General features: G+C 56.1%; 12 protein-coding genes. 4 read left to right on the top strand and 8 right to left on the bottom strand.

Annotation, left to right across the window (positions count from 1 at the left end):
• The 4 genes from MYS68_RS25420 to mglC all read left to right on the top strand — a co-directional run bounded on the left by MYS68_RS25420 (position 1) and on the right by mglC (position 5596).
• A complete protein-coding gene (locus MYS68_RS25420; RefSeq protein WP_248928529.1) occupies positions 1 to 1194 on the top strand; it encodes a substrate-binding domain-containing protein in 1194 nt (397 codons plus the stop codon).
• Positions 1195 to 1762: 568 nt separating this feature from the next.
• Positions 1763 to 2842 (top strand): galactose ABC transporter substrate-binding protein, encoded by a 1080-nt coding sequence (locus MYS68_RS25415; RefSeq protein WP_248928528.1) that lies wholly within the window; start codon positions 1763 to 1765, stop codon positions 2840 to 2842.
• A gap of 142 nt (positions 2843 to 2984) precedes the next feature.
• Positions 2985 to 4499: a sugar ABC transporter ATP-binding protein gene (locus MYS68_RS25410; RefSeq protein ID WP_248928527.1), complete on the top strand. Its 1515-nt coding sequence runs from the start codon at positions 2985 to 2987 to the stop codon at positions 4497 to 4499.
• An 86-nt stretch (positions 4500 to 4585) separates the two neighbouring features.
• Positions 4586 to 5596, top strand: a complete 1011-nt coding sequence (gene mglC, locus MYS68_RS25405; RefSeq protein WP_248928526.1) for a galactose/methyl galactoside ABC transporter permease MglC — start codon at positions 4586 to 4588, stop codon at positions 5594 to 5596.
• A gap of 114 nt (positions 5597 to 5710) precedes the next feature.
• Here the strand turns inward: mglC and MYS68_RS25400 are convergent, their stop codons facing one another.
• From MYS68_RS25400 to MYS68_RS25365, 8 genes are all read right to left on the bottom strand, one after another.
• Entirely contained in the window at positions 5711 to 6280 is a 570-nt protein-coding gene (locus MYS68_RS25400) for a hypothetical protein (protein ID WP_248928525.1), read from the bottom strand.
• A 203-nt stretch (positions 6281 to 6483) separates the two neighbouring features.
• A complete protein-coding gene (locus MYS68_RS25395; protein ID WP_248928524.1) occupies positions 6484 to 7365 on the bottom strand; it encodes an alpha/beta fold hydrolase in 882 nt (293 codons plus the stop codon).
• Between the two features lie 252 nt (positions 7366 to 7617).
• Entirely contained in the window at positions 7618 to 8166 is a 549-nt protein-coding gene (locus MYS68_RS25390; protein ID WP_248928523.1) for a hypothetical protein, read from the bottom strand.
• 24 nt (positions 8167 to 8190) lie between these two features.
• Positions 8191 to 9096 (bottom strand): hypothetical protein, encoded by a 906-nt coding sequence (locus MYS68_RS25385; RefSeq protein ID WP_248928522.1) that lies wholly within the window; start codon positions 9094 to 9096, stop codon positions 8191 to 8193.
• A gap of 60 nt (positions 9097 to 9156) precedes the next feature.
• Complete coding sequence (locus tag MYS68_RS25380; RefSeq protein ID WP_248928521.1) at positions 9157 to 10410, bottom strand: hypothetical protein; 1254 nt, start codon at positions 10408 to 10410, stop codon at positions 9157 to 9159.
• Between the two features lie 253 nt (positions 10411 to 10663).
• Positions 10664 to 11278 carry a CGNR zinc finger domain-containing protein gene (locus MYS68_RS25375; protein WP_248928520.1) on the bottom strand — a complete coding sequence of 205 codons (615 nt, stop codon included), beginning with the start codon at positions 11276 to 11278 and terminating at the stop codon, positions 10664 to 10666.
• A 40-nt stretch (positions 11279 to 11318) separates the two neighbouring features.
• A complete protein-coding gene (locus MYS68_RS25370) occupies positions 11319 to 12062 on the bottom strand; it encodes an MBL fold metallo-hydrolase (protein WP_248928519.1) in 744 nt (247 codons plus the stop codon).
• A gap of 205 nt (positions 12063 to 12267) precedes the next feature.
• The gene (locus MYS68_RS25365) at positions 12268 to 12978 is read right to left on the bottom strand and encodes a 3D domain-containing protein (RefSeq protein WP_248928518.1); all 711 of its coding nucleotides are present in this window, start codon (positions 12976 to 12978) and stop codon (positions 12268 to 12270) included.
• Positions 12979 to 13016 lie beyond the last annotated feature (38 nt).

The raw sequence follows: 13016 nt of genomic DNA, 5'->3' as shown, positions 1-13016 counted from the left end.
ATGAACGGGATGCCGGCGAATCGGCAAAACGCGCGGCTGCCCCGGTTGCCCGGCGTCCGCCTTCCGATTCGGATAAGCCGGGTGCTTCGGCTGGACAAAACGGTCTCCGGCGTGTCATGGGTTCGCGGGATTATTGCGGCGATGCGATCATCCCGTCCACGCGGCCGTGCTGCGGCGCCTCCGAGGATACAGCCCGGGCGCAGCTTCATGGTGCTGCTCGCGGCGATGCTTGCGGCGAGCGCGCTTACTGCATGCAACGGCCGGTCGGAACGCTGCGCGCGAACCGATCTTGCACCCGAAAGTCCGCCCAAAAAGCAAATATCCGTTCTCCTGCAGTCAAAGCAGGGTGACTACTGGAAAACGGTGCTCATGGGAGCGGAAGCGGCGGCGAAGGAGTTCGGCGTCGAGCTGACCGTGATGGCCTCGGAGAGCGATGGGGGCGCATCGGCGGAAACGGCGACTCCGGCTGCCGCGTCCGCACCGCCCGGGAAGAAGGCGGATGCGATCGTTTTGGCCGCAGGCGGGGACCAGGCGCTGGCTCGTATTGCGGAAAGGGCGTCCGGGACAGGGGTTCCCGTCATAGCCGTCGAATCCGAGGCGGAGTCGGTCAAGCCGAGAAGCTTCATCGGCAGCAACAATTACGAGGCGGGGCGTCAGGCGGGCAAGAAGCTGCTGGAGCTGATCGGGGGCAGCGGCCGAGTCGCCATCCTCAGCTTCGGTCCGGGTGCGAACAATGCCGAGCAGCGCGAACGCGGCGTGATGGATGAGCTGTCCGGGCATCCGGGGGTCGAGCTTGCGGCGAAGGAGTCGTGCGGCGCAGGTCTGCAGCCGTGCGGCGAAGCTGCGCGCAAGGTGCTGGCGCAGACGGAGGGGCTTGCCGGCATCGTCGCTTTGAACGCGGAGGCGTCGCTTAGCGCGGCGGCCGAGCTGCTGCGGCTCGGCTCCGACGGCAAGGTGAAGCTGGTCGCCGAGGGCAGCGCGCAGGAAGAGCTGGACCTGCTGCAGGACGGCGTCATCCACGCGACGATCATTCAAAACCCGTTTGCAATGGGGTATCTCGGCGTCAAATACGCCGTGGACGCGGCGGACGGCAGGAAAGTGCCGGAGCGGTTCGACACCGGCACGAAGGTGATCGACCGCGAGAGCATGTTTTGGTCGGATAACCAGAAGCTGCTGTTTCCGTTTGTGAAGTGACGGCGGGCGAAGAGAGGGTAATACCGCAATGTCGGCAGGTGAAGCGGGACCATAGCGGAACTATGGAGATTGTCGATTAAATGGGATAAGGGCGAGGAAATTGATTTCAGGGCGAGTTTTGCGATAGCTTTGACACCGATAAATTCAATCAAATCAAAGCTATCGCAACATGTTTGAGCTTCGAAATCAATTCCTTGGACCGTTCCCGCCGATTAATCGACAGTCTCCTATGGTTCGCTAAGCAGCTCAATCTCGGAGATTATTGAAAATTAGCGGAACTCAGGTTCGTTATGTCGGCAGAATTGGCTGAAAAAGCCGGTCGCGCGGCTAATTAACGCATCCTGGTTCCGCTATATTTTTCTTCAGGTGGAAGAAGCACCCATTAACGCATCTCAGTTCCTCAATCTGCAGCCGGCAAGAAAATCGAAATGAGTATTTCCCAAACATATGAGAATTTCGATAAAACAGATGAGAATTTTGCATGGGTTTTTACCGGCGCTTACCTGATAATGAGGATGTAGAAACGAACCGCATTCCTGAAAAAATAAACATGTGGAGGTCTGCAAAGATGAAAAAGGTGCTTACGGTATTGGTCGCGGCGGCGATGATCACGGTGGTCGGCTGCGGCAACAAAAACGATGCGAATAACGCGGCGGGCGGCGGCAATACGGCAGGGGGAAATGCCGGTGCGCCGAAAACGGAAACGAGCGCTCCGAAGAAAGCCAATATCGGCGTCGCTATTTATAAGTTTGACGATACGTTCATGACCGGCGTGCGCAACGCGATCTCGGCGGCGGCCGGCGACAAGGCGACGGTCGATATCGTCGACAGCCAAAACTCCCAGCCGACGCAAAACGATAAAGTCGACCTGTTTATCACGAAGAAGGTGAATGCGCTGGCTGTAAATCCGGTGGACCGGACGGCTGCGGGCGTCATCATCGACAAGGCGAAAGCGGCTAACATTCCGGTCGTGTTTTTCAACCGCGAGCCTTTGGCGGACGACATGAAGAAGTGGGATAAAGTGTACTATGTCGGTGCGAAAGCCGAGCAGTCCGGCACGATGGAAGGCCAGCTCATCGTCGATTACTTTAAGGCGCATCCGGAGGCGGACAAAAACAAGGACGGCACCCTTCAGTACGTCATGCTCAAAGGCGAGCCGGGCCACCAGGACGCCGAGCTGCGCACGAAGTTTTCCGTCAAAGCCGTCGAAGACAGCGGCATGAAAGTAGAGAAGCTGGCGGAAGACACCGCGATGTGGGATCGCGTCAAAGGCCAGGAAAAAATGGCGGCGTTCCTCGCTTCCCACGGCGACAAGATCGAGGCCGTCTTCGCCAACAACGACGATATGGCGCTGGGCGCGATCGAAGCGCTCAAGGCGAAAGGCTACTTCAAGGACGGCAAGTTTATGCCGGTGGTCGGCGTTGACGCTACCGCCCCTGCGGTGAAGGCGCTGGAAGAAGGCACCCTGCTCGGCACGGTGCTGAACGACGCGAAAAACCAGGGCAAAGCGACGTTTAACATCGCGAACGTGCTGGCGAGCGGTCAAACCCCGAACAAGGACAATGCCGGCTACGAAATCACCGACGGCAAATACGTATGGGTTCCGTACAAGAAGATTACGAAAGAAAACATTAACGACGCGAAATAATCACGTTTCGTTGCGATACGAACGCGGCGCGCGGCGGCAGGCTGAGGATGCGCTGCGCTGCGAAGCAAACCGGGGGCAATGTGCGCGAGCTGCTATTGTCCCCTTTTTCCTGCAAAGCGGGATCAGCAAGGAGGGTACCCGAATGGCAAGTTCTTTTATACTTGAAATGAATGGAATTTCCAAAGAATTTCCCGGCGTCAAGGCGCTGGATGACGTCACTTTGAAGGTGCGGCCGGGCACGGTGCACGCGCTGATGGGCGAGAACGGCGCAGGCAAATCGACGCTGATGAAAATCTTGTTCGGCATTTATACGCCGGATGCCGGGGAAATCGTTTTGAACGGCAGCAAAGCGGACATCACAAGCTCAAAGGCGGCGCTTGAAAACGGCATTTCGATGATCCATCAGGAGCTGCACCCGGTTCCTTTTCGCAGCGTTATGGAGAATATTTGGCTGGGCCGCTTCCCTACCCGGGGGATCGGACCCGTGCAGTTTGTCGACCACCGGAAAATGTACCGCGATACGAAGGAATTGTTCATGAAGCTGGGCATGGACATCGACCCGCATGCGCTGGTCGGCGGGATGTCCGTATCGAAGGTCCAGTCGATCGAGATCGCGAAGGCGGTTTCGTACCATTCGAAAGTCATAGTCATGGATGAGCCAACGTCTTCACTGACCGGCAACGAAGTGGAGCAGTTGTTTAAGATCATAAACGATTTGAAACGTCAGGGCGTCGCGATCATCTACATCTCCCACAAAATGGAGGAAATCCTGCGGATTTCCGACGAGGTGACGATCATGCGCGACGGCAGACGGATCGGCACGTGGCCGGCTGCGGAGATGACGACCGACATAATCATCACGAAAATGGTCGGCCGCGATCTCAGCCAGCGGTTCCCGGAACGGCACAACAAGCCGGGCAATGTTTTGCTCAAAGTAGAGGGACTGACTTCGCCGTTTGCGAAGTCGTTCAAGGACGTTTCCTTCGAGTTGCGCGAAGGGGAGGTGCTCGGCGTCGGCGGCCTTGTCGGCGCGCAGCGGACCGAGCTGATCGAGGCGCTGTTCGGGCTGCGGTCCGTCGCTTCGGGGCGCATCTCGATCCGCGGCAAGGAAGTGCGGATCAAGTCGCCGATCGATGCGAAGAAACACAAGATCGCGCTGCTTACCGAAGAGCGGCGCGTCACCGGGATTTTTCCGGTGCTGTCGGTGCAGGAAAACGCGGTGATCGCGAGCCTGGAGCGGTATATTTCGCCGTACGGGCTGCTGAACGAGAGGAGGGCCCGGGACGAAATCGGGCGCAGCGTAGAGCAGCTGCGGGTGAAGACGCCGTCGCTCAAGACGCTGATCAAAAACTTGTCGGGAGGCAACCAGCAAAAGGTGCTGCTTGCCCGCTGGCTGCTTACCGAGCCGGACGTGCTGCTGCTCGACGAGCCGACACGCGGAATCGATGTCGGGGCCAAGTTTGAAATCTATTCGATCATCGCCGATTTGGCTAAGATGGGCAAGAGCATCATCATGATCTCTTCGGAAATGTCGGAGCTGCTCGGCATGTCGGACCGCATTATGGTCATGTGCGAGGGCCGTCTTTCCGGCATCGTCGAAGGCAAGGACGCGACCGAGGAAGAAATTATGCGCCTGGCGACCAAATATTTGGTCTAAGTCCGGAGCGGCACGGCATAGCGCCAATGAGCCGGAGGTTTTCCATGTAATGCTCCGGCAACCATGCTTTGGGAGGGTCACTTATCATGAATGTAAAACGAATTAACAGCTTTGTTACGCAAAATGCCATATATATCGTACTGATCGTCCTTGTCATCGGGATCGCTTTTAAGGACCCGCGGTTTTTATCGATCGATATTTTCCGCGATATTTTGCTGCAGTCGTCGACGCGGGCGATTATCGCTCTGGGCGCGGCGTTCGTGCTGATCACGGGGGGCACGGACTTGTCCGCGGGCCGCGTGGTCGGTTTAAGCGCGGTGCTGTCCGCCTCGATGCTGCAAATATTGGATTACCCGCGGCGTTTCTTTCCCGACTTGGCCGAGCTGCCGCTGTGGGTGCCGATCGCGATCGGGATCGCGGCAGGCCTTATCGTCGGCCTGATCAACGGCTTCATCGTAGCGCGGTTCAGCGTCCCGCCGTTTATCGCGACGCTCGGCACGATGGTTATCGTGTACGGGGCGAACTCGCTGTACTTCGACATGAAGCCGAACGAATCGCAGCCGATCGCCGGCCTGCGCCACGACTTCACGAACCTGGGAACGGGATTTGTCGGCCCCAACGGGCCGTATTCGGTGCCGTACCTGGTCATCATTACGATTATCGTCGCTTTTATCGTCTGGGTCATTTTCAATAAAACGCGGCTCGGCAAAAACATGTATGCGATCGGCGGCAATATTCAGGCCGCCACGGTTTCGGGCATCAATGTGCGGCGCAACCTGCTGTATATTTACGGCATCGCCGGCGCGCTGTACGGTCTGGCCGGCGTGCTGGAAGCGGCGAGAACGGGCGGTGCGACGAACAACTACGGCAACATGTACGAGCTTGACGCGATCGCGGCGTGCGTGGTCGGCGGCGTCTCGACGGCAGGCGGCATCGGCACGGTGCCGGGCGTTCTGGCCGGCGTGCTGATCTTCGGCGTCATCAACTACGGCCTTACGTTCATCGGCGTCAGCCCGTATTGGCAGCTGATCATCAAAGGTTTGATCATCGTGGCGGCCGTCGCCTTCGACATCCGCAAATATTTGGCGAAAAAGTAGATCGGAGCCGCGTTAAACACAGTGGGATTCGGTGAAAGCCGAACGGATACTTAGATGGATTTGAAATGAAAAACCGGCTGCCCCAAACGACGGGTGGCCGGTTTTTCGTATCTTCTACAGTCCGGACAAACGAATGTTCAGTCTGGCCGCTACACCGGCGGGGTTGCTCGGGCTCCGGTCGCCGCCGAAATTGAAGGCGATGATGACGATATCGTTTCTTCCTCTGCGCAGGAAACGTGTGATGTTAAACGTACGTCCGGGGTTGAAGAAGGAAGTGTTGGCTTGCGGATCGTCAAACTGGACGATAAGCCCGTTGATAATAACGGTCGCATAGTTGTCGACCGACAGGAACAGGCGTCCGCTTAAAATCGATCTTCTCGTAGACAGACGGAACGTTCTGGAAATGATTGCCGTTTGGCTGCTCAAATTGCGGGCGCTCCAAACATAACGCGCATTATCCACTTGAACCCAGGCGGGATTGCGGTCGATCGTCTGCGCGTTAAACCAGGTATTATCCGTACCGATGACCACATTTCGTTGGCTGATGACGATCGGGGCCGGCTGAGCCCGGTGTTTCTTGATGCGTTCCCGATAAATCGCCATTACTTTGGATCTCGGCATGCCGGCGCTTTTGGGCAGACGGATGATTTTTTTCGGAAAAGCCGCATAGCGTTGTTTGTTCACTAAACCCTCTCCTAACTAATGAGTTTTCGCTTACAGCTCATTGTATGATTTGTGGAAAGGGGTGCTAAGGCGCAGACCTAAGCTGCTCTTAAAAGGGCTTACAGAGCCCGGACGCAAGTCGGCCATTCTGCGCGCCGAACGCATAGCGCAGCTGAATGACGCCGCAGATCGGCTTGCAATTAATCGCTGCACGATCGAGAAAATCACGCGAGCGCCGTTCGTTCCAAAACTCTCCGGACCGCTGCGGCAATCCGGTCGGGCCGATCCTCCTGCACGTAATGGGAGGCATCGTCCAAAACCTCGGTTTCGTTCATCGGCAAAACTTGCTGCCATTTGGCCATCTGCTCCGGCGGAAAGCCGGCGCTGTCCTTCGTGCCCCAAAGGATTTGCGCGGGCAAATCGGCCAGCGCAGGCAGCCGCGCTTCAATCTCCTCCAGCCATGGCCGAGCTTTGCGGATTTGCCCGGGGAACACCCAGGTCGGAATTCTCGATACCGGAGTCGGGAACGGATCGGTGTAGGCTTTCCTTAAGCTTTCCGTCACCTTCTCGGTATGGTGAATTCCGCTTGGCACAATGACCTTGGCAAAGAAGTTTCGCCGCGTCTGCAGCCAGTAACCGAGCGGCCAGCCTCCCATGATCAGCGAGAACAGCTTCATGGGCAAAATCTTCGCAGGCCACGCCCAGGTGTTCATCACGACGATGCCGCGCAGGTTTTCCCGGTGCCGGACGGCATAACCCATGCCGATCGGGCCTCCCCAGTCCTGAACGACCAGAACAAAATCCTTTAGCCCCAGGCGGCGGATGAAGTCGGCGACAGCCTCCGACTGCTCTTGCGGCGTATACCCGTAGCCGGAAGGAGCCTTCGACATGCCGAACCCGGGGTAATCCAATGCGACGAGGCGGCATTCCCCGCGCAGCTCCTTGATGACGTTTCGGTACAGATAAGACCAGGTCGGGTTCCCGTGGAGAAGAAGAACCGTAGGCCCGCGCCCTTCGTCAATGTAGTGGATATAACCGTCCCGGTACGGCAGCCAACGGTCTTCAAACGGATATTCCGCAGAGTCTACTTCAAACGGTCTTTTCACAGCATTCACCTCTATTTGTGCTTGCGATAGTGCAGCAGGGGCGTTCTTTTAGGATGAGTTAAATTTTGGCTGCGCCCCTCTTACACAAGAGTAGCTGCTTATGACACTTTTGAAAAGTAGTTATAAAAATGTGCAATAGTTTCAAAAAATGAACTATAGGAGGCTACGCGGTTTTTCGACCTGCTCGCATGACGGGAGCGGACAAGATGAACAAAAGCCGAAGCGGCGGCTCCGGCTTTTGGGTAAAGGGCGTTATAGCCCGCTGTAGTTGATCTTTTGTTTGATCACTTTCTTAATGGCCTGAAATGTCTGCGACCGCATGTACTGTTTCTTTTGATCCGGCACGACATAACGGATTTGGGTTAAGCGGGCGCAAAGCTGTTTTTCCAGATCGTCGTCGTCCGAATATTGGAAGTCGTTTACCAATGTAAAAAAGCTGCCCGTCATTTCTTTCGTCTTGTCGGCGGAGGGATTTTTCAAGCCTGTGCGGTAAGCGGCCAGCATATTCGAGGCCGTTTGCGCGTCGCGTTGGATGATTGCTCCGATGTAAAACTCCAGATCGTCTCCGTTGTCTCCCTTGCCGGTATGTATGGCCGAATCGTCAAAGCCCCCGAGCTCGTATTGGAACCAGCTTTCCTCGTCGACCTCTTCCTTCAGAGTGATCTTCTTATCGTTCTGAATAGATCCGCCGCCGAACGGATTCGGCAGGCCGAATAGAAATAACTTCGGATTGTTCGCCTTAATGGGCAGGATGTACTGGTCTTTGGCAACCTGGCCGATCAGGTAATAACGCGTTCCCATGAAATATCGCTCCTTTCCTGGCGGTTATGCTCCGAGAATCCGGGAATATACCGCAAACAAATTTATTCGGTCTGACTTGCTTTTGACCTTGAAAGAGCCCTTGTCCTTGTCGGTGCAGACCAGGTCGTCCGCAGAAAACGCAAGCTGGCCGACCGTAAGGGAGGAGCAGCCTTCCGCACATTTTTGCATGGAGCGGAGCGCGTCTTTGCCGACAGTCATCTCGATAACCGGCCGGTAGATCACGTACAAGGTCTGGGCGAGCTTGGAGAATGTCCCGTTCTCTCCCCAAAACCGGACTTTACCTTGCCCGTATGGGCTATCCGGGTTAAACGGACCTTTGCAATACGCATCGATAACAGCTTGATGATACCAAGGGCCGGGAGTGATCTGAACGGGAATATAGGCTTCGCAGGTTAACGAAAAATGAAACGATTGGTCCGGCTGCAGGCAGCAAGCCGGCTTGGAATCGGCAGAGATGAAGGCGATGGAGCCGTCTTCCGACACGCCTTGAGGATTGGAGGCTGCCGACTGGAGATCGCTATAGTCAAAAGAGATGGAGAACGGTGTTTTGCCCTTCTTCAGTTCATGTACAGTGTCGCTCACGGAAGGAGAGAAGTTCCAATTTCTATAAAATAATGTGAGATCGTTATCGTCGGTAAGCTGCGTTTGATAAGCCGGATTCCAATAATCCGTTATTGCCTGCGATACGTCCGGTAGACCGGAGGAGATGGCCGAGAGAAACTGCAGGTACACGTCGTCGAACCGTTTGGCTGTCGAGGGCATGTAGTAGCTCCCCCAGTTCGGAACGATGTTGGCCGCTAGCTCCCAGGCGGCCCATTCCCCGTATTTCTCATCCCAACTGAGCGGGATCGGAAGGAGCGGGGTCTGGAAGGCTTCCTGCAAATCAGGGTCCGGATTTCCCCGAAACAAGGCGTCGCAGCTCGCTTGCCGAAGCGTCTGAAAGAGAAGCGCGTCCTGCTGCATAGGGGTTTATAGATTGAAGCTAGGAAGCACGTTGTTGATGACGGCAATGACCTGGGGCGTAGCGGAGGTGGTCTGCAGGGTGATGGTTTGGGAGCTGTCGCTTGTTTGAATGGAGTCGCTGCCGCCTCCCGACTCCAAATTGAATTTGAAGCTGCCTACATTGACGGAAGCCGCCGCTTTCCATTCTTTGCTGACGGAGCTGAAGTCGTCACGGCTCATTTTGATCGTAATTTTAGGTTGGTACGCAACGACAAGCTGGCTCGTAATCAGGTTAAACGAACCGTCCGGGCCGAAAAATTTCGCATCCTTATCGATCCATTTATCCGTATCATTTCCGTATTCCGCGATCACGGAGCCGTTAAACCACTGCCCCGGCGTCACCGTAAACAGCTGCCAGCTCGGGAACGAAATCGTGCAAGAGAAATCCGTACTGCTCGTATCGATTTTCGTTTGGCTGTAACCGCCGCTTGCCGAGGCCCCCCAAAAAGGTGCGCTGTACGAAGCGCTGCCGGATGCGCTGAAAGCCGATTTGGACTCGCTGGACGTTTTGCTGTCAAACGAAATGTACAGGGAAGAGCCTGTGCCCGCCTTGGCATCGGCAATAAAGGTGCCCAAATCCGGCGATATGGAAAACGCCCTGTACTGCAGCGCAGCGCCGCTCGGGTCGGTGGCGCCCGTTTGATAGGCGGGGTTGTTGTAATCGATAATGGCTTGGGCGACGTCCTGCATCGTGCCGGAGTACTGTTTCCATAAGCTGACATATTTTTGCTGCTTAGCCTGAACATCGAGCGTATCGGCGGAAATGCGCGTTCCCCAGTTTTGCGCATACCAGGTTTGGAAAGGCACCTGGCCGGAAGGAGGCATGTTTATCTGCGAAGTGTTGAATTTATTCCATTCCTTGCCGACCTTTGTTTGATCTTTCTCCCTCGTCTGGACGGCATTGTCGAAATCTTTTTTCGCATCGTCCAGCTTCTTTTTGTCATCGTCGCTTAGGTCTTTGGGCGGTTTCAGATCGAGATTCATGAGAAAAGAAAAGTAGGCCGAATCGACCGATTTGCCCGTGCGGGCCCATCCCGAAGACCATGCGTTCATCGTATTGCCCCAAAATTCGCAAATTTCCCATTGCCCCGTAGAAGCGTTGTTCCAGTCGGCCGGCTGGGGCACCTGAACAAGCTGGAGACCTTCCCACTTTTGATTGTCCGAAATTTTGTCGCGCAGCGCATTCTCGAACATCGACCATGCCGTGCTGATGTCTGACATACCCATTCCTCCCATAACTAATTTTCCGTGGAACAATATGGTATTATCGGCCCACGGAATTTAATATATGGACGTCTTCCGAACGAATATGCCTGAAAAATATTTTGGTGCCGCGGGCAGGGCTAAAGATAGGTCTACTGACCCGGTTTGGAGCTTCGGCATAGCCGCAGCGGCATGGCTTGTCGAGTCGAAAAAAAGAGGCCGCTCCCTTGTCGGGTCGGCCTCGGTCTGTATCGGCAATATGCAGGGGACGTCAATCGTCCGGAAGCGGCCCCGTCGCTGCGGGAGCGCCTTTCTTCCGCTTAGCGTAAAACTCGGCCGCCTTATGGCGGTTGCCGCACAGCTCCATGCTGCACCAGCGCCGTTTGCCGCTTTTCGACGTATCGACAAAATGCAGTATGCAGCCGGTATGCTCGCATTTTCGGATGCGGTCCGCCGGGACGGAGCCGAGCGTATCGAAGATGGAGCTGAGCACCTCGTACCGCGCATGGTCCGTCAGTGTTTTTCCCGCGTAAGCCAGCGCCGGTGGTTCTTTATCGTCACGCTGCAGCTTTAAGGTCAGCGTCACTTCCGCGGCTTGCGCCTCAATCCGGGCAAGCACGGATTCCGACAGCTCGCCGCGGCTCCCCAAATCCGACAAGACCTCCAGACAAATTTCGCGGATGGACGCGAGCTCGCCGAGCAAGGGCTGGAGCAGCTCCGGGCGCCGCCCGGTTTCCGCGGAAAGCAGCGGCAAATTGGCGGATAACCACGCCCGGGCGGTCAGCGGGTCGGCCAGTTCGTCAACCTTCTCCTTATTTTGCATATGAATTGTATTGGCAAGATTGATCCAGACGGCTCCGCCAAGCACATAAACGGGTTTGTCCACACGTATCATCCTTTGTTCAGGGTACGGCTGCGAAAACGGATTACAGCGACACTGTTTCCTTCGCTTTCAGCACGGTCAGCTTTATTTTACCATGCGCGGCGGCCGTCAGGCGATCCGTTAAATCCGGCGTCTGCACGTAATACGGCGGATGATGGAAGACCCCGTAATGGTTCGGGATGAGCTGCGCCGCGCCGAGCAAAGCCGCCGCAGCCGCGGCCTGCTCGGGGACCAGCGTGATCGGCTGGCCGCTCGGAGCCTGCCCCGGAAACGCGATAACCGCCCCATTGACGGGCAAGCAGGCGGCGTCGAAGGGACCGTACGTTTCGGCTATTTTCCACCAGTATCCGTGCCACAGCGTATCTCCGCAGTGGATGATCTTTTTCTCTCCGCCCTGTACGATCCAGGCGATTTGCGGATCTCCGACTCCGTCGACAGAGTGGGTTGCCGTAACGGTGAGCGGACCGACCGCGAACGAATCGCCGATCCCGGCCCCGCGTACGGACTTGAGGTGCGGCGCCTGATCCAGAGCGGCTTCGAGCGATTCCCGGGGCACATAGATGGGGATGTCTTTGCCGTAAAACTCGGCGATCGCTTCCGGATCAAAATGATCGTAATGCGTATGGGTTATAAGGACGGCGCTGACCGGACCAAACTCGTTCAAAGGGTAAAGCGGCTCGTGAGGCTGGCCGAATTTTTCCGGGGCGTTGAACAAAGGGTCGATCACGACAGCGGTTGATTCATATTGGACGCGGATACCTGCCCAGGGGAGTTTTTGAATGAACATTGAAACATCATCCTTTCCAGAGAGGTTTATATAACCTCTAAAATTTATGTATATCGGTTATGTTGGTATTGTAGCATGACTTTTAATAACCTGTAAACAATAATTATAAGGGTTATAAAAAAGCAAAAAAACCGCCCCAATTTGAGCGGCTCCCGCAGTGAACGGGAAAAACTCCACTCCCATGGGACGGCTTTGCTTACTCATTTCATGCGTTGGCAAGCACGAATACTTTGACGTTCTTTTTGACGCCGAATTGCCGGGCTTCTTTCACGTCATTCATGAAAACATCGATGCGCTGGCCGCGGACGGCCGAGCCGGTATCCTCCGCTTTGCGGATGCCGATGCCGTCGATGTAGACGGTTGCGCCGATCGGAATGACGGCCGGATCGACGGCGATCGTGCGGCCTTCCTCGGCTCTGGAGCCGCTGTAGGTGATGCCGTATTGCGGGTGAGACGGCGATTTTCCCGTCGATTCGACACCGGCGGTGTAAGCGGTAAGCGTCGTCGTCAGCACTTTGCTGATGACGGGCACTTCATCGGCCGGCAGGCCGACGTTAATCGAAGGGATGCGAATCGCTTGTCCGATCTGCAGACCGCGCGCATCCCGGATGCCGTTCAGCTCCGTCAGCGCCGCGATCGACACGTTGAAATCGCGGGCGATTTTATACAGCGTATCCCCGGGGCTTATCTCATAGGTCAGCGCCGCAGGCTGCGCCGGTTCCTCCGGATAACCCGCGGCGAGCTCGGCTTCGGCCGCTATGCTGGTTGCGGCGTACATCATATAAGTCGTCGGAATATATTCGAGGTTGTCGCCCACAATAGGGTACGCATCGGCGCGCAAAGGGATGATCAGAGAGACGAGCAGCAGCAGCGAAGCGGCGATCGCGTTTTTGGCAAAACGGACATACATCTTCATCAGGACCTCCTCTAGTAAACCATGAAATGATTAAAAGA

Source organism: Paenibacillus hamazuiensis, from assembly GCF_023276405.1.
Classification (GTDB): Bacteria; Bacillota; Bacilli; order Paenibacillales; family NBRC-103111; genus Paenibacillus_AF; species Paenibacillus_AF hamazuiensis.
Note: the sequence above shows the minus strand (reverse complement) of the source record. Positions and strands in the feature narration are given on the sequence as shown.